Origin of the sequence: Gordonia sp. UCD-TK1 (genome assembly GCF_001691435.1) — a bacterium.
Classification (GTDB): Bacteria; Actinomycetota; Actinomycetes; order Mycobacteriales; family Mycobacteriaceae; genus Gordonia; species Gordonia hongkongensis.
In genome coordinates this window covers 110,701-134,754 of record NZ_LZMP01000001.1, presented here as the reverse complement: position 1 = coordinate 134,754, position 24,054 = coordinate 110,701, and the positions used below count along the sequence as shown (strand labels likewise).

The 24,054-nt window shown below is 70.2% G+C and carries 22 protein-coding genes; 16 read left to right on the top strand and 6 right to left on the bottom strand.

Annotated elements, in window-relative coordinates:
• Positions 1-134: 134 nt before the first annotated feature.
• Together A9310_RS00615 and A9310_RS00610 are read left to right on the top strand one after the other, a co-directional pair.
• Positions 135-1,694, top strand: a complete 1,560-nt coding sequence (locus A9310_RS00615) for a cobyric acid synthase (protein ID WP_065629079.1) — start codon at positions 135-137, stop codon at positions 1,692-1,694.
• Positions 1,695-1,748: 54 nt separating this feature from the next.
• A complete protein-coding gene (locus tag A9310_RS00610; protein ID WP_058250113.1) occupies positions 1,749-2,573 on the top strand; it encodes an alpha/beta fold hydrolase in 825 nt (274 codons plus the stop codon).
• A 22-nt stretch (positions 2,574-2,595) separates the two neighbouring features.
• Here A9310_RS00610 and mtr read toward each other — a convergent pair whose 3' ends face one another.
• Entirely contained in the window at positions 2,596-3,993 is a 1,398-nt protein-coding gene (mtr, locus tag A9310_RS00605; RefSeq protein ID WP_065628967.1) for a mycothione reductase, read from the bottom strand.
• Positions 3,990-5,018, bottom strand: a complete 1,029-nt coding sequence (locus A9310_RS00600) for an alpha/beta hydrolase (RefSeq protein WP_065628966.1) — start codon at positions 5,016-5,018, stop codon at positions 3,990-3,992. The genes mtr and A9310_RS00600 overlap by 4 nt, the downstream gene beginning before the upstream one ends.
• A gap of 196 nt (positions 5,019-5,214) precedes the next feature.
• Here A9310_RS00600 and mqo point away from each other — a divergent pair, with 196 nt between their 5' ends.
• From mqo to A9310_RS00570, 6 genes are read left to right on the top strand one after another with little or no spacing between them, the layout of a single operon-like run.
• Positions 5,215-6,741 carry a malate dehydrogenase (quinone) gene (mqo, locus tag A9310_RS00595; protein ID WP_065628965.1) on the top strand — a complete coding sequence of 509 codons (1,527 nt, stop codon included), beginning with the start codon at positions 5,215-5,217 and terminating at the stop codon, positions 6,739-6,741.
• A gap of 45 nt (positions 6,742-6,786) precedes the next feature.
• Positions 6,787-7,290, top strand: a complete 504-nt coding sequence (locus A9310_RS00590; RefSeq protein ID WP_065628964.1) for a GNAT family N-acetyltransferase — start codon at positions 6,787-6,789, stop codon at positions 7,288-7,290.
• Positions 7,287-9,266 carry a VWA domain-containing protein gene (locus A9310_RS00585; RefSeq protein ID WP_065628963.1) on the top strand — a complete coding sequence of 660 codons (1,980 nt, stop codon included), beginning with the start codon at positions 7,287-7,289 and terminating at the stop codon, positions 9,264-9,266. Before A9310_RS00590 ends, A9310_RS00585 begins: the two co-directional genes overlap by 4 nt.
• 41 nt (positions 9,267-9,307) lie before the next feature.
• On the top strand, positions 9,308-9,925 hold the full coding sequence (cobO, locus tag A9310_RS00580; RefSeq protein ID WP_065628962.1) for a cob(I)yrinic acid a,c-diamide adenosyltransferase: 618 nt from the start codon (positions 9,308-9,310) through the stop codon (positions 9,923-9,925).
• Complete coding sequence (locus A9310_RS00575) at positions 9,919-11,400, top strand: cobyrinate a,c-diamide synthase (RefSeq protein ID WP_065628961.1); 1,482 nt, start codon at positions 9,919-9,921, stop codon at positions 11,398-11,400. Before cobO ends, A9310_RS00575 begins: the two co-directional genes overlap by 7 nt.
• Entirely contained in the window at positions 11,400-13,058 is a 1,659-nt protein-coding gene (locus A9310_RS00570) for a GAF domain-containing sensor histidine kinase (protein WP_065628960.1), read from the top strand. The genes A9310_RS00575 and A9310_RS00570 overlap by 1 nt, the downstream gene beginning before the upstream one ends.
• Before the next feature lies 1 nt (position 13,059).
• On the opposite strand, the gene A9310_RS00565 is transcribed toward A9310_RS00570, so the two are convergent.
• A complete protein-coding gene (locus tag A9310_RS00565; protein WP_065628959.1) occupies positions 13,060-13,755 on the bottom strand; it encodes a response regulator transcription factor in 696 nt (231 codons plus the stop codon).
• Between the two features lie 139 nt (positions 13,756-13,894).
• On the opposite strand from A9310_RS00565, the gene A9310_RS00560 reads away from it, so the two are divergent.
• From A9310_RS00560 to A9310_RS00540, 5 genes are all read left to right on the top strand, one after another.
• On the top strand, positions 13,895-14,902 hold the full coding sequence (locus A9310_RS00560) for an acyl-ACP desaturase (RefSeq protein ID WP_065628958.1): 1,008 nt from the start codon (positions 13,895-13,897) through the stop codon (positions 14,900-14,902).
• A 5-nt stretch (positions 14,903-14,907) separates the two neighbouring features.
• Positions 14,908-15,180 carry a hypothetical protein gene (locus A9310_RS00555; RefSeq protein WP_254661140.1) on the top strand — a complete coding sequence of 91 codons (273 nt, stop codon included), beginning with the start codon at positions 14,908-14,910 and terminating at the stop codon, positions 15,178-15,180.
• Between the two features lie 28 nt (positions 15,181-15,208).
• The gene (cobA, locus tag A9310_RS00550; protein ID WP_254661139.1) at positions 15,209-16,513 is read left to right on the top strand and encodes a uroporphyrinogen-III C-methyltransferase; all 1,305 of its coding nucleotides are present in this window, start codon (positions 15,209-15,211) and stop codon (positions 16,511-16,513) included.
• A gap of 189 nt (positions 16,514-16,702) precedes the next feature.
• Positions 16,703-18,160 (top strand): DHA2 family efflux MFS transporter permease subunit, encoded by a 1,458-nt coding sequence (locus A9310_RS00545; protein WP_065629077.1) that lies wholly within the window; start codon positions 16,703-16,705, stop codon positions 18,158-18,160.
• Between the two features lie 30 nt (positions 18,161-18,190).
• On the top strand, positions 18,191-18,730 hold the full coding sequence (locus tag A9310_RS00540) for a pyridoxamine 5'-phosphate oxidase family protein (RefSeq protein WP_065628956.1): 540 nt from the start codon (positions 18,191-18,193) through the stop codon (positions 18,728-18,730).
• 22 nt (positions 18,731-18,752) lie between these two features.
• Here A9310_RS00540 and yaaA read toward each other — a convergent pair whose 3' ends face one another.
• Entirely contained in the window at positions 18,753-19,535 is a 783-nt protein-coding gene (yaaA, locus tag A9310_RS00535) for a peroxide stress protein YaaA (RefSeq protein WP_171011579.1), read from the bottom strand.
• Between yaaA and A9310_RS00530 the strand changes: the two genes are divergently transcribed.
• Positions 19,534-21,264, top strand: a complete 1,731-nt coding sequence (locus tag A9310_RS00530) for a proline--tRNA ligase (protein ID WP_065629076.1) — start codon at positions 19,534-19,536, stop codon at positions 21,262-21,264. The genes yaaA and A9310_RS00530 overlap by 2 nt on opposite strands.
• Positions 21,265-21,270: 6 nt before the next feature.
• On the opposite strand, the gene A9310_RS00525 is transcribed toward A9310_RS00530, so the two are convergent.
• The gene (locus A9310_RS00525; RefSeq protein ID WP_065628954.1) at positions 21,271-21,756 is read right to left on the bottom strand and encodes a ferritin-like domain-containing protein; all 486 of its coding nucleotides are present in this window, start codon (positions 21,754-21,756) and stop codon (positions 21,271-21,273) included.
• Positions 21,753-22,316, bottom strand: coding sequence for a hypothetical protein (locus tag A9310_RS00520; protein ID WP_065628953.1), 564 nt, complete (start codon positions 22,314-22,316; stop codon positions 21,753-21,755). Before A9310_RS00520 ends, A9310_RS00525 begins: the two co-directional genes overlap by 4 nt.
• A gap of 96 nt (positions 22,317-22,412) precedes the next feature.
• Here A9310_RS00520 and rimP point away from each other — a divergent pair, with 96 nt between their 5' ends.
• Together rimP and nusA are read left to right on the top strand one after the other, a co-directional pair.
• Complete coding sequence (gene rimP, locus A9310_RS00515) at positions 22,413-23,009, top strand: ribosome maturation factor RimP (RefSeq protein ID WP_065628952.1); 597 nt, start codon at positions 22,413-22,415, stop codon at positions 23,007-23,009.
• 16 nt (positions 23,010-23,025) lie between these two features.
• Entirely contained in the window at positions 23,026-24,036 is a 1,011-nt protein-coding gene (gene nusA / locus A9310_RS00510) for a transcription termination factor NusA (RefSeq protein ID WP_058250130.1), read from the top strand.
• The last annotated feature ends 18 nt before the right edge of the window (positions 24,037-24,054 follow it).

Genomic DNA, 24,054 nt, shown 5'->3' with positions numbered 1-24,054 from the left:
TCTGAACGACCGGCTGTCGACCTGTTCGTCCGGGTCACTGTATCCAGACCCGCACGACCGCGAGGTGAACGGTGGGACTTGTGAACGACGCCACCGTGGTCGCGGCCTCGGGTCCGGCCTCTAGTCTGTTCCGGGTGGACGGACTCGGTGGCGCATTGCTCGTGGGCGGTACCAGCAGCGATGCCGGGAAGAGCCTCATCGTCGCCGGGCTGTGCCGTGCGCTGCGGCGCACCGGTGTGCGGGTCGCACCGTTCAAGGCGCAGAACATGTCCAACAACTCGGTGGTCACCCTCGACGGCGGCGAGATCGGTCGTGCCCAGGCGTTGCAGGCGTTCGCCTGTGGCCTCGAACCCTCCACCAGGTTCAACCCGGTGCTGCTGAAACCGGGCAGTGACCGCCGCTCGCACGTGATCCTCCGCGGTCGGCCCGCCGGAGACGTCGGGGCCGCCGACTACCTGCACTGGCGGGCGCGGCTGCGTGCCGTCGTCGCCGACGAGTTGGCCGGTCTCCGACGCGACTTCGACGTGGTCCTCTGCGAAGGTGCGGGTTCGGTCGCCGAGATCAACCTGCGCGCCAACGACATCGCGAATCTCGGTCTCGCACAGGCGGCGGACCTCCCGGTGGTGCTGGTCACCGACATCGACCGCGGCGGGTCGCTGGCCCATCTGTTCGGTACCACCGCGGTCCTCGATGACGCCGATCAGCGGCTGATCGCGGGGTTCGTGGTCAACAAGTTCCGTGGTGACCCGTCGATCCTCGAGCCGGGACTGCGGCAGGTCGAGGCGATCACGGGACGGCCGACACTGGGGGTGGTGCCCTTCGCCGACGACCTGTGGCTCGACGCCGAGGACTCGCTCGCGGCGCCGGTCGGGCGGCGGGTCGGGCCGCCGCGCTCGTTCACCGAATCCTCCGCGACCGGAGGACCCCGATTGCGGGTCGCCGCCATCCGCCTGCCCCGGATCTCCAATTCGACCGATGTCGAGGCGCTGGCCTGCGAACCCGGTGTCGACGTCACCTGGGTCGACGACCCGGCCGGGGTGGCGGCCGCCGACCTCGTCGTGCTGCCCGGCACCCGCGCCACCGTGACCGACCTCGAGTGGCTGCGGGCGCGCGGTCTCGGGGAGGCGCTCACCGAACGTGCCGCCCGCGGACGTCCGATCGTCGCCGTGTGCGGCGGATTCCAGATGCTGGGCCGCACCCTCGACGACCGGGTGGAGTCCGGTCGCGGGCGGGTGCCCGGGCTGGGGTTGTTCGACCTCGACATCGAGTTCCACGCCGAGAAAACCGTGCGGCAGGTGACCGGGACCGGCGGCGACTCGTCCGGCGTCGCGATCAGCGGCTACGAGATCCATCACGGCCGGGTGACCCGCTCGGCCGAGGACACGTGGATCGTCGACGACCGGCACGGTCCGGAGGGCGCGGTGCGGGGGGCGGTCCGGGGTACCCACTGGCATGGACTGCTGGCGTGCAACGACTTCCGGCGTCGTCTCCTCACCGACGTCGCGGCCGAGGCCGGGGTCCGTGGGTTCCGCGTGGCGTCCGACACCGACGTCGACGAGGTACGCCGCCGGCAGGTCGACCAAATGGCCGACCTCGTCACCGAACACCTCGACCTCGACGCCATCATGCGGCTGATCCGACAAGGACCGCCACGCCACCCCAAGGTCATCCGTCACCACCTCGAGGACTTGTAGACGCCGGGGTCGTGGAGACGGGTTATCGTGGGCGCCATGACTGAAGACCGCCCCATGATCGACGACCGACGTCAGGTGACCGTGGGCGGCCTCACCTTCGACGTCCGGATCGGGGGACCGGAGACCGGTCCGTGGGTTCTGCTGCTGCACGGGTTCCCGGTGAACGGGAGCTGCTACGACGACGTCCTGCCGCGCCTGCACGAGTCGGGGCTGCGGACACTGGTCATCGATCAGCGCGGGTACAGCCCCGGCGCGCGGCCGCCCGGGGTGGACGACTACCGGCTCACCCACCTCGTGTCCGATGTGATCGGGGTTCTCGACGCCCTCGGCATCGGCTACGCGATCCTCGTCGGGCACGACTGGGGCGGCATCGTCGCGTGGCATCTCGCCGGGAAGTACCCCGACCGGTTCACCGGTCTCGTCGTCGCCAGCACCGGGCATCCGTCGGCCATGCGCGACGCTCTCGTCGGTAGCGACCAGCGTGAACGTTCTTCGTACATCCTCGATTTCGTGGCCGACGGGGCCGAGGAGAGGCTGCTCGCCGACGACGCCGCCGAGCTGCGGGCGGTGGGGATCTCCGAGGACGAACTCGCCCCGCTGCGGGAACCGGGCGCCCTGACCGCGGCGCTGAACTGGTACCGCGCGAACTTCACCGGCGACATCAAGGCGACGATGGCGTGCCCGCCGGTCGAGATCCCGACCACGCTGCTGTGGAGCGACGCCGACACCGCCCTGGGTCGCGAACAGGCGCAGGGCAGCGGCCGATACGTCTACGGCGACTTCCGCTACTGCGAACTCGCGGGCGTGGACCACTGGATCCCGCAGCGCGCGGCCCCGGCCCTCGCCAGCGAGATCGCCCTGCGCTCAACGATTTTCTGAGGTCGCGCGGAGGGCCTGGCCGTCAGATGTCCAGGCCGAGGATCGCGTTCTCCAGGACCTCGGGCATCGCCGGGTGGATCCAGTACTGGTCGCGGGCAAGTTCGTGTGCGGTCTGGCCGAAGTGCATCGCCTGGATGACCGGCTGGATGACCGTCGGTGCCTGCGGGCCGATGAGGTGTGCGCCCAGCAGCCGGCCGGTGCCGCGTTCGGCGATCAGCTTGCAGAATCCGGTGGTGTCCTCCATCGCCCAGCCGTAGGCGACATCGCCATAGGCCTGGACCTTGACGGCGAAGTCGTGGCCGGCCTCGCGAGCCTCGTCCTCGGTGAGGCCCACCGCGGCGATCTGCGGGTGGGTGAACACCGCCGCCGGGACGTACCGGTGGTCGAAGGCGTCCAGATCGGTTGCGTCCCAGCCTTTCAGGAGATTGGCCTGCACCACCCGCTGTTCGTGGTTGGCGACGTGTTTGAGCTGGTACGGCGAGCTGACGTCGCCCAGCGTCCACACTCCGCGGGCAGCGGTGCGACCGTGCTGATCACAGCGCACGCGACCTTCGTCATCGAGCTCGATGCCGACGGAGTCGAGGTTGAGCCGGTCGCCGTTCGGCTGCCGGCCGGTCGCGATCAGCAGGACGTCGGCCTCGAGTGTCGCGCCGTCGGAGAGCCCGACCCGCACACCGCCGTCGGGCAGGTCCTCCGCCTCGGTGATCGTGGTCTCCAGCCGCACGTCCCACTTCTCCCGGGCCACCTTTGTGAAGCGGTTGGAGATGTCGGCATCCTGCTTCCGGAGCAGAGCCGGGCCGCGCGCGATGATCGACACATGTGAGCCCAGCGCGCCGAAGACGTGTGCGAATTCCGCTGCGATGTAACCGCTCCCGACGATGATCAGGCGTTCGGGCAGCTCGGGAAGACGCATGACGTCGTTGTTGGTGTAGTAGGTGACCCCCGAGTCGGCGACGATCTGGGGGATGACCGCGCGCGATCCGGCGGCGAGCACGACCTCGTCGGCGAGGACCGTGTCGCCGTCTCGCGTGACCAACCGGTACCGGCCGTCGTCGTCGCGGCCGTCGAATTCGACATGGGAGTCGTACACGGTGATGTTCTCGCACCGGTCGACCCGGTACTCCTTGCCGCCCTGCGACAGCGGGTCGATGCGGCCGAACACGCGCTCGACGATGCCGGGCCAGTCGACCGAGTCCACCTTCGAGTGCACGCCCAGGCGCGCACCGTGCGTGGCGATCTCGGCCACCTCGGAGGCGTAGACGAACATCTTGGTCGGGATGCACCCCACGTTGAGGCAGGTGCCGCCGTAGACGCCCTCCTCGAAGATCGCGAGGGTCTTGTCCGCGAAGCGGTCATCGGGAATGGCGTTGCCGCTGCCGGAGCCGATGATGGCCAGGTCGACGACCTGCGTGGCGGTCATAGGGGATTCTCGCTTTCGGTTGAGAGGACGGCGGACAGCCAGTGGTCGACCTCGCGATAGGCGTGCTCGCGGGCGTGCGCGACGGAGAGGAAGACGTCGTGCCGGGCGTCGGGGATGGGTACCGCGGTCACGCGGCCGCCGAGGCACCCGCTCCAGCGGGCGATGTGGGTGACGTCGAGGACGGCATCGGCATGATCGGTGGACGCCGAGTAGGTCCTGGCGAAATGCGTTTTGTCCGAACGTAACACGAGTGCGGGAACCCCGACGTCGATGCCGCGGTGCAGGCGACGCTGACCACTGCGCACCGCGTCGAGGAAACCGAAGGTGACCGGGAATCCGCCCAGCGGTTTCGCCGCCAGGTCGTAGTTCCATTCGCCGTGCGCGCTGTCGTGCAGGCTCTCGCCGTAGGCCTGCGAGAGTTCCTTCGGTATCACCCTGGTCGGCGCGACGGCGGCAACCGCCTTGATGAGCAGCGTGACCGGAAGGGTGCGCAGTACGGCGTCACCTTGCAGATCGAACCAGGGTGAGTTGAGCAGGAGTCCGTCGACCGCCGCGTGCAGCGCCGGTGCGCGCTGCCGCAACCGGTCGAGCCAGAGTGCTGTGATGAGGCCGCCCGTCGAATGCCCGGCCACCACGACCCGGCAGTCGGGTCCCAGCTCGTCGAGGATGATCCGCAGCGACGCGTTGAGCTCTTCGTCGTACATCGCGAGGTCGGTGGTGAAGTGCGGCGTGTGGTGCGATTGCCGCGATCGCCCGCATTTTCGCAGGTCGACGGCATAGAACGCGTACCCGCGGTCGACGAAGAAGTCGGCGAGCGGCTCGTGGAAGAAGTAGTCGGTGAACCCGTGGACGTAGAGCACGGCGCCGCGCGCGGGTGACGACTCGGCGCGTCGCACCAGGGTCGCGGTGATCGGCGATTCACCGTCGGGATCGGGGCCCAGGGGGAGGACGCGTTGCCGGTAGTCCTCGAGAAATCGGTCGGGCTGCCAGTCGGCGGCTGCGGATGCGCTCACGGCGACCAGCATAGTGACAGGTCAGGACTGCCCGGATGTCGTGCAGCACACAGTTGCGAAGGTCGATTCTCGTGCTGGACGTGCCATGCTGGACAATGACGGTTGAGAAGGACCGGGTGAGAAGTGCCCGGTCGACAAGTTGCCATCCGGGACGACGTGCCGCGACGAACACCGGTCACAGTGTCCCTCCAGGTGAAGTGGAGTCCAGGTGTCGAAAACGGTGATCACGACCGACGTCGCGTTGGTGGGTGCGGGRATCATGAGTGCGACGCTCGGAGCGCTGCTCCGACAGCTTCAGCCCGACTGGTCGATCAGCCTGTTCGAGCAGCTCGACGCCGCCGCCGCCGAGAGCAGCGACCCGTGGAACAACGCCGGCACCGGACACTCGGCACTCTGCGAGCTGAACTACACGCCGAAGACCGCCGACGGCGACGTCAACATCGACAAGGCGCTCACCATCAACGAGCAGTTCCAGGTGTCGCGCCAGTTCTGGGCCCACGCCGTCGACAACGGCATCCTCGGTGACCCGTCGGAGTTCATCAACCCCATCCCGCACGTCGCCTTCACCCACGGCGCCGAAGGCCAGAAGTACCTCCGCAAGCGCTACGACAATCTCGCGACCCAGACCCTGTTCGAGGGCATGGAGTTCATCGACGACCCGGCCGAGTTCACCGCACGACTGCCGCTGATGTCGGAGGGACGCGACTTCGCCGATCCGGTCGCGCTGAACTGGTTCGACCAGGGCACCGACGTCGATTTCGGCGCGCTCACCCAGCAGCTCCTCAATCATGTCGCCCAGGGCGCCGACATCTACTTCGGCCATTCGGTCACCAATCTGTCCAAGCAGTCCGACGGCAGCTGGATCGTGAAGGTCCGTAACGGCCGGACCGGGCAGAAGCTGTCCGTGCATGCGAAGTTCGTGTTCGTCGGCGCCGGCGGCGGTGCGCTGCACCTGCTGCAGAAGTCGGGCATCAAAGAAGCCAAGGGGTTCGGCGGGTTCCCGGTGTCCGGTGAGTTCTTCCGCTGCACCAACCCCGATCTCGTCGCCGAGCATCACGCGAAGGTCTACGGGCAGGCCGCCGTCGGTGCCCCGCCGATGTCGGTGCCGCACCTCGACACCCGCGTCATCAACCACAAGCCGGGCCTGCTGTTCGGCCCGTACGCCGGATGGTCGCCGAAGTTCCTCAAGAGCGGCAAGATCACCGACCTGCCCGCCTCGATCAAGCCGGGCAACCTGCTCCCCATGGTGTCGATCGCTCCCAAGGAGTTCGGGCTGCTCAAGTACCTCATCAGCGAGCTCGCCGCCGGGCCGGCCGACCGGGTGAAGACGCTGTCGGAATTCGTCCCCCGCGCGCTCGGCGCCGACTGGGAGCTCATCACCGCCGGACAGCGCGTGCAGGTCATCCGCAAGACCGGGATGGGTGGTCAGCTGGAGTTCGGCACCGCGGTCGTCGCGGCCGGCGACGGCACCATCGCCGGGCTCCTCGGTGCGTCCCCCGGCGCCTCGACCGCCGTGCCGGCGATGATCTCGGTGCTCGAACAGTGCTTCCCGAAGGAGTACGCGGGCTGGTCGTCGAAGCTGACGGCGATCATCCCGTCCTTCGGTCAGAAGCTCAACGACAACCGCGACCTGTACCGCCAGGTGTGGGACTGGACGAACAAGACGCTGCAGCTGACCGACCGGAACGAGGTCCCGGCCGAGACCGGCCGGCTCGCGCCCGCCACCGCCGGCTGATCGCGCGAGGTGAAGTCCGGTCGCCTTGTGTGCTAACCACGACACATGATCTCTGAACCGCGGGTGCACCGCGCCCTGGCCGACGACATGGACGCAGCCACGCTGTATCGGGTCCTCCGGCTGCGGGTCGAGGTATTCGTCGTCGAGCAGGCCTGTCCGTATCCCGAGCTCGACGGCCGAGACCTGGAACCGACGACGCGCCAGTTCTGGATCACCGAGGGTGGGGATCGGCCCGACGGAGGCGACGAGGACGGGCCGGACCCCGGGGCGGTACTGGCGACGCTGCGTCTGCTCGAGGAACCGGAGGCCGACGGCGGACAGGTCTTCCGGATCGGCCGCGTCTGCACCGGACGCAACCATCGGGGTCACGGTCTCGTGGCGACCCTCATGACGGCCGCGCTCGCCGAGGTCGGCGAACGTCCGTGCCGGATCGAGGCGCAGACCTACCTCACCGAGATGTACGGCAAGTTCGGCTTCGTCCGCGACGGCGACGACTACCTCGAGGACGGGATTCCCCACGTGTCGATGCTCCGCGCCGGGTCACGATGACGACCGTCGGTGAACTCCCCGCTTCCGTGGACCCGCACGCTGACGTGCGCTATCCGTTCAGCGCCGTCGTCGGGCAGGAGCAGCTCAAGCTCGCACTGATCCTGTCGGCCATCTCGCCGGGTATCGGGGGTGTCCTGATCCGCGGGGAGAAGGGCACGGCGAAATCGACCATCGTGCGCGGGCTCGGTCCGCTGCTCAGCGTCCCCGGTGCCACGGACGACACCGCCGGCCGCGTGGTCGAACTGCCCATCGGTGCAACCGAGGACCGTGTGATCGGCTCGCTCGACCTCACCTCGGTGCTGCGGGACGGCCGTGCCGAGTTCACTCCCGGTCTGCTCGCCCGGGCGCACCGCGGGGTGCTGTACATCGACGAGGTCAACCTGCTCGCCGACCACCTCGTCGACGTGCTGCTGGATGCGGCGGCCAGTGGACGGGTCACGATCGAACGCGATGGTGTGTCGCACACCATGGCGGCCGATTTCGTACTCGTCGGCACCATGAACCCGGAGGAGGGGGAGTTGCGCCCGCAGCTGCTCGACCGGTTCGGGCTCGCCGTCGACGTGGCCGCCGGCCGCGAGGTCGACGAACGCGTGGAGGTGGTGCGCCGCCGCATGGCGTACGACGCCGACCCGGCGTCGTTCGTCGCCGCCCACGCCGCCGCCGAACACGAACTGACACAACGAATCGCGAGCGCACGAGCCGCCGTGGGTGCGGTGGCCCTGCCGGACCGGGAGTTGCGCCGTATCGCCGGGATCTGCGCCCACCTCGACGTCGACGGACTCCGCGGCGACATCGTGGTGGCCCGGACCGCGCTCGCTCATGCCGCCTGGCGCGGGGCCACCGCCGTCGAGGACGTCGACGTCCGGGCGGCCGTCGAGCTCGCGCTGCCGCATCGGCGCCGCCGCAACCCCTTCGACGAGTCGGGGCTCAGCCGCGACCAGCTCGACGAGGCGATGTCGGCGGGCGAGGACGCGGCCGGACCCGACTCACCCGATGACGACCCGGAACCGCCCGAGACACCACCGCCCGGTGGCGGCGGCGAGGCCCCGGACTCCGCATCCGACACCGGCCCGGCGCCCGACACCGACCCCGACTCCCATGCGGCGCCCGAGACCGGCGACACCGACGCCCCGCAGCACGCGCCCGGACCGGCGTTCGGGTCCGTGCCGACCTCGACGGCTCGCCGTATGCCGACCCTGCGAGTCGACGGACTCGGCGACGGTGACCCGGGTCGCCGCTCGAAGGCGCGGAGCCGTCGCGGACACACCACCCATGCCGTGGACTTCGATGCCGGCCGACCGGTGCATCTGTTCGGCACGGTGCTCGCCGCCGCGGGCCGGGCCGGTCGCGGCGGGGACGGGTTCGAGCGCGGTGTGCGGATCGCCGCCCCCGACCTGCGGTCGGCGCAACGGGTCGGCCAGGAGGCCAACCTCGTCGTCTTCGTGGTCGACCTCAGCGGGTCGATGACCGCCCGGCGTCGGCTGGCCGCGGTGTCCGAACTCTGCGTGGAGATGTTGCGCGACTCATATACCCGCCGCGACCGCGTCGCGGTGGTCGTGGCGCGGGGTTCCTCCGCGACGCTTGCGGTGCCGCCCACCAAATCGGTCGAGATCGCGGTGCGCCGCCTCGAGGAGATCCGTACCGGCGGCCGGACACCGCTCGGCGAGGGCCTGCAGCTCGCCGCCGATGTCGTGCAGCGGTGTCGCCGCGCCGAGCCCGACCGGCGGCCGCTGCTGGTGGTCCTCACCGACGGTCGTGCCACCTCAGGACGAGGCGCGATGGCACGGGCGCGGGAAGCCGCGGACGGTATCCGTCGTCGCGGCATCGGGTCCGTGGTCGTCGACTGCGAGCAGGGGATGGTCCGGCTCGGACTCGCCGGCGATCTCGCGGCCCACCTCGGCGCGAGCCTGATCCCGATGGACGAACTGTCCGCCACCGCGCTGACGGGACACGCACCCGCGCGGGGAGCGGCCTGACCGCCCCCGCCACCCCGAACTGAGACCAGAGGAGAAGTCGAGTGCCCCAGGGAGTTCCGGTCAGCATCCCCGATGACGGCTTGACGACGCGACAGCGCCGCAATCAGCCCGTCCTCGCGGTGCACACCGGCGACGGCAAGGGCAAGTCGACCGCCGCTTTCGGGATGGCGATGCGCGCGTGGAACGCGGGTATGCGGGTCGCGGTGTTCCAGTTCGTGAAGAGTGCGAAATGGAAGGTGGGGGAGGAGTCGACGATGCTCACCCTCGACCGGGTGCACGCGGAGACCGGCGCCGGAGGGCCGGTGGAATGGCACAAGATGGGTCAGGGCTGGTCCTGGTTGCGGGCCAACGACGACCAGGACGACGACCACGCCGCCGCCGCCCGGGCCGGGTGGTCGGAGATCGCACGCCGTCTCGATGCCGGCGAACACGACTTCTACGTCCTCGACGAGTTCACCTATCCGCTGCACTGGGGCTGGGTGGACACCGCTCAGGTGCTCGACACCCTCGCCCGCCGACCCGGACGCCAGCATGTGGTCATCACCGGCCGGCGCGCCCCGCAGGCCCTCGTCGACGCTGCCGATCTCGTGACCGAGATGCACAAGATCGCCCACCCGATGGACGCCGGACGCAAGGGGCAGAAGGGGATCGAATGGTGACCTCCGTGCGGGCGTCGACGCCCGCCGTCGTGATCGCCGCGCCGTCGTCGGGCAGCGGCAAGACCACCGTGACGACCGGCCTCATCGGCGCTCTGCGGGCGGCCGGACACCGGGTGGCGCCGTTCAAGGTCGGCCCCGATTACATCGATCCCGGATACCACGCCGTCGCGGCCGGACGACCCGGACGCAATCTCGACCCGAATCTCGTGGGCGCCGAACGCATTGCGCCGCTCTTCGCCCACGGCGCCGCGGGCGCCGACATCGCGGTCGTCGAGGGCGTGATGGGCCTCTTCGACGGCCGGATCGTGGATTCCGACAGCGGCAACGGCACGGGCGGCAGTCCAGGTGGCGATGCCGGTTCGCTCGGCGTCGGCTCCACCGCGCACGTCGCGTCGATCATCGGTGCGCCGGTGATCCTCGTCGTCGACGCCGCGGGCCACAGCCAGTCGCTGGCCGCCGTGCTGCACGGGTTCCTCTCCTACGACCCCTCGGTGTCGATCGCGGGCGTCATCCTCAACCGGGTCGGTTCGCCGCGCCACGAGATGGTGCTGCGACAGGCCGCCGCGCGGGTGGGACTGCCGGTTCTCGGTGTGCTGCGGCGCCACCCGTCGCTGACGGTGCCCTCCCGGCACCTGGGCCTGATCCCGGCCGCCGAACGCAACGCCGACGCGGTCGCCGCCGTGAACGCGATGACCGCGCACCTGCGCGGCGCCCTCGACCTGCCGGCGATCGTGGCCGCCGCCCGCGGACGTGCGGTCCCCGACGCCGCGGCCTGGTCGGCTGCGGAAGCCGTCGCGCCGTATCGTCCCGCCGCGTCGGCCGGTTCGCCGGTGATCGCGGTCGCCGGGGGCGCGGCGTTCACCTTCGGTTACGCCGAGCACGCCGAGATGCTGACCGCCGCCGGCGCGCGCGTCGTCGTCTTCGACCCGCTCGTGGACCGGTTGCCCGCGGAAGCGGCCGGCGTGGTGATCGGTGGCGGATTCCCGGAAGAACACGCCGAGGCGCTGGCCGCCAACGATCTCCTGCGCGCCGACCTCCGGGCGCACGCCGCGGCGGGTCGGCCGATCCACGCCGAGTGCGCGGGCCTGCTGTACCTGTGCACCGAACTCGACGGGCACCCGATGAGCGGCGTCCTCGACATCCCCGGCCACTTCGGCCCGACCCTGACGCTGGGATACCGCGATGCCGTGGCCGTGGGCGACTCGGCCCTGTTCCGGACCGGCGAACGCGTCACCGGTCACGAGTTCCACCGCAGCGGAGTCGGCGACGGCGCGCTCGCCCCGGCCTGGGCCTGGCGGGATTCGGCGGGCCGCGCGTCGATGCACGGGGTCGCGACGGCCGCAGTGCACGCCTCGTACCTGCATCTGCATCCGGCCGCGATCCCGGAAGCGTTGTGCCGCTTCGTGTCCCGATCCGCCGATAGTGGGCGGGTGCCGACGCCCCAGTCCGTCGGCGACGCCCCSGGGGCGTCCTGATGCTGGCGCACCGGCTCCGCGAGACGCTCGACGCGCTCGCCGATCACGGTGCCGACGATCCCGCCCTGCTCCGGGAACTGCTGGAGGCGGTGCTGGTGGTCGGGCAGGGGGTCGAACTCGACCGCGCGCTGCAGCGCATCGTCGAGGTCGCGGCGGGACTCGTGGATGCCCAGTACGGTGCCCTCGGCGTGCGCGGACCGGACGGCGGGCTGAGTGAATTCGTRCACATCGGCATCACCGACGCGCAACGCGCCACCATGGGACATCTGCCGGTCGGCCGCGGGGTCCTCGGCCTGCTCATCGACGACCCCCGCCTGCACCGCATCCACGACCTCGGCGCTCATCCGACGTCGGTCGGGTTCCCGCCCAACCACCCGCCGATGCACACCTTCCTCGGTGCTCCGATCATGGTGCGCGGCGAGGTGTTCGGCAGTCTGTACCTGACCGAGAAGCGGTCCGCGGAGGACTTCTCCGAGGTCGACGAGACCGTCGTCGCGGTGCTGGCGGTGGCCGCCGGGATCGCCGTCGACAACGCGGGTCTCTTCGAACGGGCCCGCACCCGCCACCGCTGGATGCAGGTCCTGGCCCGGCGTGGGTCGGAGCCGCTGGCCGGAATCGCGCTGTCGGACACCATGTCCCGGATGTGCGCCGATGTCGCCGGTCTCGTCGGCGCGGTCGATGTCTACCTGCTCACCGAGATGGCGGGGGAGGTGGAACTACGCGGGCACACCGGCGATCCGGTGGAGATCGAGAACTTCATCCCGCCGGACGCCACGGCGCTGCGGGTGCAGCGTTCCGGCCAGATCGCCGAGTCGCTGATACGGGGCGGCGCCCGCTGGACCTCGGTGCAACCCCTCCAGCGCGCATCGGGGGCGTTCGGCTGGATGCTCATCACCCACCGTAACCGCCCCTACTGGGACGACGAGGAGATCGCCGGGCTCGCCGGTGTCGCCGAGGTCGCCTCGCTGGCGGTCGTCTACGCCGAGCAGCAACAGATCGCCCGCGATCTCGAGGTCCTCGAAGACCGGCACCGCATCGCCCGCGACCTGCACGATCATGTGATCCAGCGACTCTTCGCGGTCGGGATGTCGGTACAGACGTTGCTGGCCGGGACCACCGATCCGGCCGCCGCGGCCGCGCGCCTGGAGCAGATCATGACCGACCTCGACCGCACGATCGCGCAGATCCGCACCTCGATCTTCGACCTGCAGACGCCCTACGGAACCGACATCGGCCCGACGCTGCGGCGGCGGGTGCTCGACATTGTCTCCGAACTGTCCGGGCACGCGTCGATCTCGCCGAGCGTGGAGTTCGACGGCCCCGTCGACACGGTGGTCCCGGACTCCCTCGGACCACACATCGACGCCGTCCTGCGAGAGGGCTTGAGCAACGCGCTCCGGCACGCGCGGGCCGACCACATCGCGGTGTCGGTGACCGCCGACGACGTCCTGACCGTCGAGATCAGCGACGACGGGGTCGGCATCGGCGCCGACGTCACCTATCGGGGTCTCGAGAACCTGACGCGCCGCGCCGAGGACTGCGACGGGACGTTCAGCATCGTCACCCGCCCGCGGGGGACGAGTGGGGGCGGGACGAGCGAGGGCCGGACCAGCGGCGGCGGGACGACGCTCACCTGGTCGGTGCCGCTGGTGGGTTGACTCACTCCTTGCCGTCGCGGAGTCTGGTCGCCATCACGGCGACCTGGGTGCGTCGCTGCATGTCCAATTTGCCCAGGATGCGGGACACGTAGTTCTTGATCGTCTTCTCCGCCAGGAACATCCGGCCGGCGATCTGCCGATTGGTCAGGCCCTCGCCGATGAGGGCGAACACCTCGCGCTCCTGATGGGTGAGCTCGGCGAGCGGATCCTTCTCGGTCTGCTTCTCGTTGCGCAGCTTGGCGAGCAGGGCCGCCGTGGACCGATCGTCGAGCAGTGAACCGCCCCGACCGACGGTCCGGACCGCGGCGACCAGGTTGTGCCCCAGGATCTGTTTGAGCACGAAACCCGAGGCGCCGGCGAGGACCGCGGCGAGCAGTGCATCGTCGTCGGCGTAGCTCGTGAGCATCAGGCACTTGATCCCCGGTTCGGCCGCGCGGACGTCCCGGCACAGCTCGACCCCGTTGCCGTCGGGCAACCGGACGTCGAGCACGGCGACATCGGGCTTGGTCGCCAGGATGCCGACGAGGGCTTCGCCGACCGAGGCCGCCTCGCCCACCACCTCGATGTCGCCGGCGGTCCCGAGCAGGTCGCGCAGACCGCGCCGGACGAGTTCGTGGTCGTCGACGAGGTAGGCGCGGACCGGATTCGGGGACGGGGTCGGATCGGCGGTGGCCGAATCGGTCGTGGCAGGGGACATGGGTCTGAAAGTACCGGATGTGCGGCGCCGGGAAGTCGCGACGTCGGACCCCATACAGGCGGGACCTTCGCCTCACGAGCACCACCCGTCCCGCCGCGCAGAGTGGATGGTACGACCCCCGCTGTGATCAGGAGAGCACGTGACCACCCTCATCGGACCCCCCGACGCCGAACCCGCCGACCGCGGCATGACCGGTTCGGATCTACTGCGTGAACTGCTGCCCGTGTGCGAGACCGAGGTCGAGCGGCACATGAAGATGACGCGCGACTGGCACCCGCACGACTACGTGCCCTGGGACGACGGACGCAACTTCGCGGCTCTCGGCGGACTCGACTGGGATCCGGCACAGTCCCGGCTCTCCGACGTCGCCAAGGCCGCGATGATCACCAACCTGCTCACCGAGGACAACCTGCCGTCGTACCACCGGGTGATCGCCGACAACTTCACCCTCGACGATGCCTGGGGCTGGTGGGTGGGGCGCTGGACGGCCGAGGAGAACCGCCACTCGATCGTGATGCGCGACTACCTGGTGGTGACCCGCGGTGTCGACCCGGTCGAACTCGAAGAGATCCGCATGGCGCACATGACGTCGGGGTTCAACCCCCTGCCCGACGACGACGGGCAGCGCGACCACAGCTTCGACATGCTGTTCGCGGTCGCGTACGTCAGTTTCCAGGAACTGGCCACCCGGGTCTCGCACCGCAACACCGGGAAGGCATGCGGGGACCCGATCGCCGACCGCATGCTGCAGCGTGTCGCGGCCGACGAGAACCTGCACATGCTCTTCTACCGCAACATCGTCGCCGGCGCGCTCGACCTCGTTCCCGACGAGACCATGGCCGCCATCCACGCGATCGTGACCAACTTCCAGATGCCCGGCGCGACCATGCCGAACTTCCGGCGCAACGCCGTGTTGATCGCCAAGGGCGGCATCTACGATCTGCCGCAACACATGTCGGACGTCGTCATGCCCGTGCTGCGGAAGTGGCGCATCTTCGAGCGCGACGACTTCGGGCCGGTCGGCGAGCACTACCGCGAACGCCTCGCGGAGTTCCTGGAGGAGATGGACGTCAAGGTGCGCAAGTTCGAGGAGTCGCGGGAGCGGGCGCTGCAGCGCCAGCACGCACGAGAACTGCGGGCCCGGTGACCGACGTGACCGTGACCGAAGTGAGGGGGACCGGCGCTGGGAAGTCCGCCTCCGCCCCTGCCGGCTTCGCCACCGCGATCGCCATGGCCGAGGCCGCCGTGGATCGGAACCCGCTGTGGTGGAACCAGATCCGGATCAACGCCGACGACTCGCTGGATGCCGCGTTCTGCACGTCGAGCCTGCTCGGGGCGCTCCTGCAGTCCGCGGCCCACCGGCTCGGTGTCCCGGCTGCCGATGTGTGGGCCCACGTCCGCCGGACGGGTGAGTTGCCGCTCTAGATCAGCTGTCCCGGTAAGGTCAGCTCCCATGTCCGAGCCTGCCTCCGCCGTGTCTAATGTCCCGGGGTCGAATGTATCGGGGTCGAATGTCCCAGGACCCCCGAACGTCCCCGGGCCCGATGCTTTCCCCTCCGGCGAGGGGCACTACCTGGTCGGCCTCGACCTCCGCGGACGCAAGGTCGTCGTGGTGGGCGGCGGGTCGGTGGCGCAGCGGCGGCTGCCYAATCTGGTCGCTGCGGGTGCCCACGTGCACGTCATCGCGCTCGATCCCACCCCGGCCGTCGAATCCTTCACCGGCATCACCGTCACCCAGCGCCGCTACGCCGACGGTGATCTCGAAGGCGCCTGGTACGCGATGGCCTGCACCGACGATCCCGCCGTCAACGAGGCGGTGGTGGCCGAGGCCGAGCGCAGGCACACGTTCTGCGTCCGGGCCGACGACGCCCGCCACGGCACCGCCGTCACCCCGGCGTCCGGCCGTCACCGCGACGTCCAGTTTGGCGTCCTCGCCGGCGGCGACCACAAACTGTCGGCCGCACTCCGCGCCGCGATGAGCCGTGCCCTCGCCGAGGGGGCGCTGAGTGTCGACGACGCCGCCCCGCACGCCGCCGGCGTGGCCCTCGTCGGTGGCGGTCCCGGCGACCCCGACCTGATCACCGTCCGCGGCCAACGGCTCCTCGCCGAGGCCGACGTGGTGGTGGCCGATCGGCTCGCGCCCCCCGAACTGCTCGCCGAACTCGGCCCGCAGGTCGAGGTGATCGACGCCGCCAAAGTGCCCTACGGCCGCGCGATGAAGCAGGAAGCCATCAACGACGTCCTCGTGGAGAAGGCCAAGGAGGGCAAGTTCGTGGTCCGCCTCAAGGGCGGCGACCCCTATGTCTACGGGCGGGGTTTCGAGGAACTGCAGGCTTGTGTGGCCGCCGGGGTCCCGGTCACCGTGGTGCCGGGGATCAGCAGCTCGATCGCCGCACCGGCATCGGCGGGCATCCCGGTGACGCACCGCGGCGTCACCCACGAGGTCGTGATCGCCTCGGGCCACGTGCCGCCCGGCCACCCCGACTCGCTGATCGACTGGTCGGCCATGGGCAAGCTGCGCGGCACCCTGGTCCTGATGATGGCGGTCGAACGCGTCGAGGTCTTCGCCGACGCCTTGCTCGAGGGCGGCCGGCGGCCCGACACCCCGGTCGCGATGATCGAGAACGGATCCCTGCCGACCCAGCGTCTGCTGCGTACCGATCTCGCCCACGCCGGCGAGGTCGCGGAGGCCGAGGGGCTGCGTCCGCCCGCGATCGTCGTCATCGGCGACGTGGCCGCGTTCACCGAGGGCGCCTGACCGGATCAACCCAGACCGGATCAACGCAGATTGGCATGTCCCGGCGGTCGGCCGGTACGGTCGTTCTCTATGTCGACTCCCGGAGCTGCGAACACCGGAACCGTGAACACTGGAACGGTGAACACAGGAGCGGGGAACAGCGAGCAGTTCCGTCCGGTCTTCGGCCTGCCGATCCTGGTGCTGTCCGGGATGCAGTTGCTCGTCGTGCTCGACGGCACCGTGGCCGCGCTGGCGCTCCCGAGCATCCGCGACGCGCTCACGCTCTCGGAGTCCAGCGCCAATTGGGTCATCAGCAGCTACGTGCTGGCGTTCGGCGGTCTCATGCTCCTCGGCGGCCGACTCGGTGACACGTTCGGGCGCAAACGGATGTTCATCGTCGGCGTGGTCGCCTTCACCCTCACCTCGCTGCTGTGCGGACTGGCCTGGAACGAGGCGAGCCTCCTCGCCGGCCGGGCCCTGCAGGGCGCGTCGGCGGCGATCGCGGCGCCCACCGCCATGGCGCTGGTCGCCACCACCTTCGCGCCCGGCAAACCGCGCAGTCAGGCCTTCGCGGTCTACGCGGCCATGACCGGCGTGGGATCGGTGGCCGGGCTCATCCTCGGCGGGGTGCTGACCGAGCTGTCGTGGCGCCTGGTCTTCCTCATCAACGTGCCGATCGGTCTGATCGTCGTCGTCGGGGCGATCGTTGCGCTGCGGGAATCCCAGGGTGAGCGGCTGCCCCTCGACGTGCCCGGCGCGGTCCTCGGCACCCTCGGTTGCACCCTGCTGGTGCTCGCGGTGAACGAGGGGCCCAACGGTTGGACGGCGCCGGTCGTGGTCGGCTCGTTCATCCTCGGCGCCCTCGCCCTGGCCGCGTTCATCGTGGTCGAACGGCGCGCCCGGAACCCACTGCTGCCGTTCTCCCTCTTCGACAACAGCTCACGCGTCGCAGCCCTGCTCGCCATCCTGCTCGCCAGCATGATCATGATGTGCATGGCGGTGTTCATCTCGCTGTACCTGCAGGGCATCCTGCAGTACTCGCCGATCCAGAGCGGGCTCGCGGTCGTGCCGTTCGCGTTCGGGCTGGGCATCGCCGCGGCGATCGCGTCGAAGCTGGCGCTGATGATCCAGCCGCGCTGGCTCGTCCTGGTCGGCGGCGCGGTGATCCTCGTCGGCTGCCTCTACGCATCGTCGATCGCGACCGACTCACCGGACTACTTCCCGAGCATCTTCGTCCCCGTAGTCGTGATCGGCTTCGGCGTCGGTCTGGCAGTCATCCCGCTGACCTTGTCCGTGGTGGCCGGGGTGGGCACCACCGAGATCGGCCCCCTGACCGCGCTCGCGCAGGTCGCGCAGAACCTCGGCGGGGCCGTCGGCCTGGTTGCCGTCGGTGCGATGGTCACCTCGCGCGCGCTGTCGAAGGGCGGCACCACCGCGCCGGTCGAGACGATGAATCCCACCCAGCTCGCCGCGCAGGCCGAGGGTTACGGGCTGGCCTTCGCCGCCTGCGCGGGCATCGCCGTCCTCGCCGCGATCGTCGTGCTGTTCATGCGGTTCACGCCCGAGCAGGTCGCCGAGGGACAGGCCGCCCAGGAAGCCGCCGACGCCGGGCTCGACGCCGGGCTCGACGCCGAGCCGAACACCCCGGGGTCCGACACCCGGCGATGAATTCCGGGCGGACGCACGGTCGGTCCCGGTATGGACGCCAAGAATCTCGCTGAGCTCTACGACATCGGCACACTCGACTGGCAGCCCGTCGCGGCCCGATTGACCGCCGGGGTGTCCCAGGCGCCGGGGACCGGTGGTCCCGACCGGCACACGTGGTGGATCGCCACGATCAACGCCGACGGCAGCCCGCACGTCACCGGAATCGGGGCGCTGTGGCATCGGGACGCGATCTGGCTGGAGACCGGTCCGTCGACCCGGAAGGCGCGCAACCTCGCCCGCGACCCGCGCTGCACCCTGTCGGTGGCACTCGACGAGGCCGACCTGGTGGTCGAGGGCGACGCGAACCTGGTCACCGAGCCCGCCGTCGTCGCCGAGATGGCGGAGCTGTGGGCGGGCGACGGGTGGCCGTGCCGCGTCGACGAGTCGGGTGCCGCGCTGACCGCCGACTTCAGTGCGCCGTCGGCCGGCCCGCCGCCCTGGTATGTCTACCGGGTGACGCCGCGACGGGCGACCGTCCTGCAGACCGTGGAGCCCGGTGGCGCAACCCTCTTCGACTTCGACGCGCGGTAGCGTCGCGGACCTCGGTGCCGGGTCAGTCGGTCAGTACGACGATGCGGTCCGGCGCTTCGATCTCGACCCGCTGCCCGGCGTCGGCGAGGACCGCGGCCACACCGTTCACGTCGCGTACGGAACGCCGCGTGCGGACCAGCTCGCGGGCCATCAGACCTTTGTAGTGCTTGTTGAAATGGCTGACCACCTTGCGTGAGCCGTCCGGTTGTTCGGTCATCACGGTCGCCGTCACCGCGCCGCGCACCGGACCGAGCTGGTGGTAGACGCCCGAGCGCAGGTCCACGACGAAGTCGTCGACCGCGTCCAGCGCGGGGGACAGGTCCGGTTTCCACAGCGCCGCCAGGGTCGGCATCCCGGGCAGTTTGGACCCGCCCGAGAGTCGATACGCGGGAATCGGATCCGGTGCCCGCACGACACCGAACAGCGCCGACCCGATCGCCAGCCGGTCGGCGGCCTTGGTCTTGCCTGCCCGAGTCAGCGACCGGTGATCGAGGGCGTCGTAGAGGACGCCGGTGTAGCGCTCGAGAGCCGGCCGGGTGGGGGACAGCCACAGGTCGGCGTTGCGGTCGACCTCGTCGAGCTGGGTGGCGCCGAGCCCGAGCGCGGTACGACTGGCCTCGAGGTCGGCAGCCAGGGCGACGAGCGCGTCGGCGACCTGCTTGCGGACCGGGTTCAGCTCGGGGAAGGACAGCGTGTCGAGATCCAGGGGAGCGCCGCGCCCGCCGTCGGATTTCGTTTCGGAGGGAGGCAGGATGACGAGCACCGCAACACCATAACTAAGCTGGTTGGTCGTGATCACACGCATGTCGACCCTGTTCCTGCGGACCCTGCGCGACGACCCCGCCGACGCGGAGGTCCCCAGCCACAAGCTGCTGGTCAGAGCCGGCTACATCCGCCGAGTCGCGCCCGGTGTGTACTCGTGGCTGCCGCTCGGTCTACGCGTGCTGAAGGCGATCGAGAACGTCGTCCGCGAGGAGATGAACGCCATCGGCGGCCAGGAGATCCTGCTGCCCGCCCTGCTGCCCCGCGAGCCCTACGACACCACCAACCGCTGGACCGAATACGGCGACTCGCTCTTCCGCCTCAAGGACCGCAAGGGTGCCGACATGCTCCTCGGCCCGACCCATGAGGAACTGTTCGCGACGCTGGTCAAGGGCGAGTACTCGTCGTACAAGGACATGCCGGTCATCCTCTACCAGATCCAGACCAAATACCGCGACGAGGAACGGCCGCGCGCGGGCATCCTCCGCGGACGTGAGTTCGTGATGAAGGACGCCTACTCCTTCGACCTCGACGACGACGGACTCAAGACCGCCTACAACGCGCACCGTGAGGCGTATCAGAAGATCTTCGAGCGGTTGCGGATCGAGTACGTCATCGTCGCCGCGACCTCCGGCGCGATGGGTGGCAGCGCCTCCGAGGAGTTCCTGGCCGAGTCGGCGGTCGGCGAGGACACGTTCGTGCGCTGCGTCGAATCCGGCTACGCCGCCAACGTCGAAGCGGTCATCACCCGCGCGCCCGACCCGCTGCCCTACGACGACCTGCCCGCGGCGGTCGTCCACGACACGCCCGGTACCCCGACGATCGACAGCCTGGTCGACTGGGCGAACGCGACGCTCGACGGGCAGTACACCGGCGCCGACACCCTCAAGAACGTGCTCGTGAAACTCCGTGTGCCGGGCGGTGACTGGGAGATCACCGGCATCGGTGTCCCGGGCGATCGCGAGGTCGACTTCAAGCGTCTCGAGGCGTCCGTCGAACCCGCCGAGGTCGAATTGCTCACCGACGCCGACTTCGCCGCCAACCCGTTCCTGGTCAAGGGATACATCGGACCGAAGGCGCTGGCCGACAACGGCATCCGCTACCTCGTCGATCCGCGGGTGGTCGAGGGGACGTCCTGGATCACCGGCGCCGATGAGCCGGGCCGGCACTGCGTCGGTCTGGTCGCCGGCCGCGATTTCACGCCCGACGGGACGGTCGAGGCTGCCGAGATCCGCGACGGCGATCCGTCGCCGGACGGCGCCGGACCCCTGGTGAGTGCCAAGGGCATCGAGATCGGGCACATCTTCCAGCTCGGCCAGAAGTACACCGACGCCTTCGAGGTGGACGTCCTCGGCGAGAACGGCAAGCCGGTCCGCCTGACCCAGGGTTCCTACGGTGTCGGGGTGTCGCGTCTCGTCGCGGTCATTGCCGAGCAGTCCCACGACGACAAGGGTCTGCGCTGGCCGAAGTCGGTGGCGCCGTTCGCGGTTCACCTCGTCATCGCCAACAAGGACGAGGCCGCCGTCGCCGGCGCCGAGCAGCTCGCCGCCGACCTCGACGCGGCCGGTCTCGAGGTGCTCCTGGACGATCGGAAGGCGTCGCCCGGCGTGAAGTTCAAGGACGCCGAACTCCTCGGCATGCCGACCGTCGTGGTCGTCGGCCGCGGATATGCCAACGGCATGATCGAGATCCGCGACCGCTTCACCGGTGAGGCCGCCGAGGTCGCGGTCGACACCGCGGTCGACGCGGTGGTGGCGGCCGCCCGCGGCTGAGCCGGCTCAGCCGCCTGCGGGAGACCCGGGGAACGCCACCGTGACCGGGCTCTCCTGCAGAGCCACCCGCCAGCGCGCGGCGCGCACCGCGCTCYCCGACAGCCCATCGGCGCCGATCCGGCGTCCGGTCTCGTCGTCGGCCTGCTCCAGCAACGCACGATAGGCGCTCGCACAGTCGTTCTCGGCGCCGAGCGCGGCGCGGGCCGCCGTGGTCGGGTCGGTGACCTCGATCGGCAGCGTGTAGCCGGCGGCCGCCAGCGGCGGCGTGTTCCCCGCCGCCTCGATCGTCCGGTCGATCTCGTCGCGTCGGGCGCGATGGGCGTCGGCGTACTCGGCGACGGTGCGTCGACGGGAGGCGGCGACGAAGGCGGTGATGACGCCGTAGGTGAAGATCGCGGCGTTCTCGGTCTCGGCGGCGACGACCAGCGGGTCGTCGGGATCTGCTTGCGCGGCCGGTGAGTTCGACGCCGGTGTGTTCACGGGGGACGTCATGCCAGTTGCACCTCTCGCATCGAAGTGACGGCCGCGGCGACCGACCCGGTCAGCCCGGCTGCGTACCCGGCGGCGCCGAGCGCGACCCGGCGGGCCTGCCCGGCCGCGGCGTCGAGATCGACGCGCAGTCGAGCGAGGGACGGTGGGGCCGGTGGGGCACCCGCCGGGGAAGTCGAGGCGGTCGCCGAGGTGGCGGGACGGTCGAGTGTCGCCGCCACCTCCTGGTCGAGCCGGATGATCTCCTCGCGCAGTGCGCGAGCGTGCTGGGCGCGCTGATCGGCCACGACACCAAGTGCGGTGGCATAGGCGGGCTCGACGGCGACCAGGGCGCGCGCGGTGCTCTCGTCCGCGGACGCCGAGCGCACCAGGGGCACCAGGCTCTCGGCCAACAGGGTCTCCGCGGAGGGCGACGAATCGCAACCGGTCAGTCCGACGCCGGCCGCCCCGGCGCCGACGACGACGGCGCCCGCGAGGAGTCCGCCGCGCAAGGCGGTGCGCCGGTCGATCGGGTGCCGCAGGGTCCGTCGCTCGATCGGGGGCATGCTCACCCGGGACATCATGCCAGCAGTTCTCCGCGCGATCGATCCACTAGGATGTTCGGAGCAACGTCGTGCGAGACCCGGCACGGCCCGACAACTGAAGACGAGGGGAGTGGCATGCCGATCAGCCCGACGCAGGTGCGCGAACTCGTCGAAAAGCTCGTCGCCGAGCGGGGATTCGACCTCGAGGACATCACGGTGCGCAGCCGGGACGGCCAGGAGGAACTGTCGATCGTGGTCGACCGCGACGGTGGCAGCGACCTCGACGTCCTCGCCGGACTCAGCACCGAGATCTCCGACCTCCTCGACGCCACGCCCGACTTCGCCGACCTCGCCTATGTGCTCGAGGTCACCTCGCGCGGCGTCGACAGCCCGCTGACCCTGCCCCGGCACTGGCGTCGCAACACCGGTCGGCGCGTCGTCGTGGAGGTCGACGGCGGACCCGGATCGCAGCCGCGCACCGTCGCCGGACGCATCGGCAGGCTGCTCGACGACCCGGCGCCGGCGGTCGAGGTGGTCGCGAACCACAAGGGGCGGATCGCGGTGGAGACCGTCGACCTCGCCTCGGTGACCAAAGCCGTGGTGCAGGTGGATTTCTCTCAGCCGAGCGTCCGCGAGCTCGAACTGTGCGGCCTCGAACCCGACGAGATCGAAGCGCGCCGCGCCCCCGCCGCCGCGCGACAACTGAACACCACAAATGAACACGACAAGTGAATAGGAGACCGACGACATGAACATCGACATCGCCGCCCTGCGCATGATCGAGGCCGACAAGGGCATCTCGATCGAGACCGTCATCACCGCCATCGAGACCGCTCTGCTGACGGCCTACCGCCACACCGACGGTTTCGCGCCGCACGCCCGTGTCGACGTCAACCGCAAGTCCGGCGCCGTCCGCGTGATGGCGCAGGAGGTCGACCAGGACGGGAACGTCGTCCACGAATGGGACGACACCCCCGAGGGTTTCGGCCGCATCGCGGCGACGACCGCACGGCAGGTCATCCTCCAGCGCCTGCGCGACGCCGAGAACGAGAAGAACTTCGGCGACCTCGTCGCCCACGAGGGTGAGATCGTCGGCGGCGTCGTGCAGCAGGACTCGCGCGCAAACGCACGCGGGATGGTCGTCGTCCAGATCGGCAGCGACGCCAATTCCACCGAGGGCATCATCCCGCCGGCCGAGCAGGTGCCCGGCGAGGTCTACACCCACGGCGACCGGATCAAGTGCTACGTCGTCGGCGTGAGCCGCGGACCACGCGGTCCGCAGATCACCCTGTCCCGGACCCACCCGAACCTGGTGCGCAAACTGTTTTCCCTCGAAGTGCCCGAGATCGAGGACGGCAGCGTCGAGATCGTCGCCGTGGCGCGCGAGGCTGGCCACCGGTCGAAGATCGCGGTGCACACCGGCGTGGCCGGCCTCAACGCGAAGGGCGCGTGCATCGGTCCGATGGGCCAGCGCGTACGGAACGTGATGAGCGAACTCGCCGGCGAGAAGATCGACATCATCGACTTCGACACCGACCCGGCGGTCTTCGTCGGGAATGCGTTGTCGCCCGCGAAGGTTGTCTCGGTGACGGTCGTCGACGCTGCCGCCAAGGCCGCGCGGGTCATCGTGCCGGACTACCAGCTGTCGCTGGCCATCGGCAAAGAGGGCCAGAACGCCCGGCTCGCGGCCCGGCTCACCGGGTGGCGGATCGACATCCGGTCCGACGCCGCGCCGGCGGCCGAGGGCGGGCCGGAGTGACGCGCAGCGGCCGATTGT

Excerpts from the sequence above, each read along its gene's own strand:
- A9310_RS00610 (WP_058250113.1), top strand. The coding sequence starts at position 1,749 with ATGATCGACGACCGACGTCAGGTGACCGTGGGCGGCCTCACCTTCGAC.
- mtr (WP_065628967.1), bottom strand. The coding sequence starts at position 3,993 with ATGACCGCCACGCAGGTCGTCGACCTGGCCATCATCGGCTCCGGCAGC.
- A9310_RS00600 (WP_065628966.1), bottom strand. The coding sequence starts at position 5,018 with ATGCTGGTCGCCGTGAGCGCATCCGCAGCCGCCGACTGGCAGCCCGAC.
- A9310_RS00590 (WP_065628964.1), top strand. The coding sequence starts at position 6,787 with ATGATCTCTGAACCGCGGGTGCACCGCGCCCTGGCCGACGACATGGAC.
- A9310_RS00585 (WP_065628963.1), top strand. The coding sequence starts at position 7,287 with ATGACGACCGTCGGTGAACTCCCCGCTTCCGTGGACCCGCACGCTGAC.
- A9310_RS00565 (WP_065628959.1), bottom strand. The coding sequence starts at position 13,755 with ATGTCCCCTGCCACGACCGATTCGGCCACCGCCGATCCGACCCCGTCC.
- A9310_RS00545 (WP_065629077.1), top strand. The coding sequence starts at position 16,703 with ATGCAGTTGCTCGTCGTGCTCGACGGCACCGTGGCCGCGCTGGCGCTC.
- A9310_RS00540 (WP_065628956.1), top strand. The coding sequence starts at position 18,191 with ATGGACGCCAAGAATCTCGCTGAGCTCTACGACATCGGCACACTCGAC.
- A9310_RS00530 (WP_065629076.1), top strand. The coding sequence starts at position 19,534 with ATGTCGACCCTGTTCCTGCGGACCCTGCGCGACGACCCCGCCGACGCG.
- yaaA (WP_171011579.1), bottom strand. The coding sequence starts at position 19,535 with ATGCGTGTGATCACGACCAACCAGCTTAGTTATGGTGTTGCGGTGCTC.
- A9310_RS00520 (WP_065628953.1), bottom strand. The coding sequence starts at position 22,316 with ATGATGTCCCGGGTGAGCATGCCCCCGATCGAGCGACGGACCCTGCGG.
- rimP (WP_065628952.1), top strand. The coding sequence starts at position 22,413 with ATGCCGATCAGCCCGACGCAGGTGCGCGAACTCGTCGAAAAGCTCGTC.
- nusA (WP_058250130.1), top strand. The coding sequence starts at position 23,026 with ATGAACATCGACATCGCCGCCCTGCGCATGATCGAGGCCGACAAGGGC.